Source organism: Paenibacillus sp. Y859, from assembly GCF_056786405.1.
In genome coordinates, this window is record NZ_JBXCIZ010000045.1 from 1 (window position 1) to 648 (window position 648).

The 648-nt window shown below is 33.5% G+C and carries 1 protein-coding gene; it reads right to left on the reverse strand.

The window, feature by feature from the left end; all coding sequences use genetic code 11:
• Positions 1–162 precede the first annotated feature (162 nt).
• On the reverse strand, positions 163–612 hold the full coding sequence (locus tag AC1TO8_RS23850) for a hypothetical protein (protein ID WP_482058068.1): 450 nt from the start codon (positions 610–612) through the stop codon (positions 163–165).
• Between the last annotated feature and the right edge of the window lie 36 nt (positions 613–648).

A 648-nucleotide genomic window follows, 5' to 3' on the forward strand; every position in this document is an offset into this window, starting at 1 on the left:
TATAACGTTTCCGCATCTGCGACGCGACCCGGCCTTAGATAGCTCTTATCTTAGGCCGGGTCGTGTGTTGTCTGATTTACTTCTATGATTAAACACCTGACAACCAAGGGGCAAATGCCCCGCAGCGAAGATGCTTTGTTATGTGAAGTGCCTCTGAGTTACTTACAAAAATATTGCTTCTCCTGATGGGATTACCCTTATGTATTCATCTTTCATATCCATTTCTGGTGTTAAAATCACTACCTTTTTTGTGAATTTTGAAATCTCCCTCATAAACTCAATTACTTTATGTACTTCTTCAAGACTAACTATTTCCTTAGGTGTTATATCAAATTCGATATAGTCAGTTTCATAGAAGTAACCAACTATTGAAATACCATTATAATCAATCTGAATGGACATTGAGTAGTCATTTTTAAGATTAATAATTCTATCAATACTTAGTCTTTCTTTTACTAATTCTCCATCTTTAAGAATTTGGAACTCAAATCTAGGATTCGATTCAAAAAAATCAAACAGTAAATCCCATTCAAATAAATGAGACTGAAGTATATAAATATCTCGAAGGCTTCCATCTTGATAAAAGTATTTGGATATTACTTCTTTTGTCATATTTAAATCCTTTCTCTTCGCATTTCACATAACGTT

Excerpts from the sequence above, each read along its gene's own strand:
- AC1TO8_RS23850 (WP_482058068.1), bottom strand. The coding sequence starts at position 612 with ATGACAAAAGAAGTAATATCCAAATACTTTTATCAAGATGGAAGCCTT.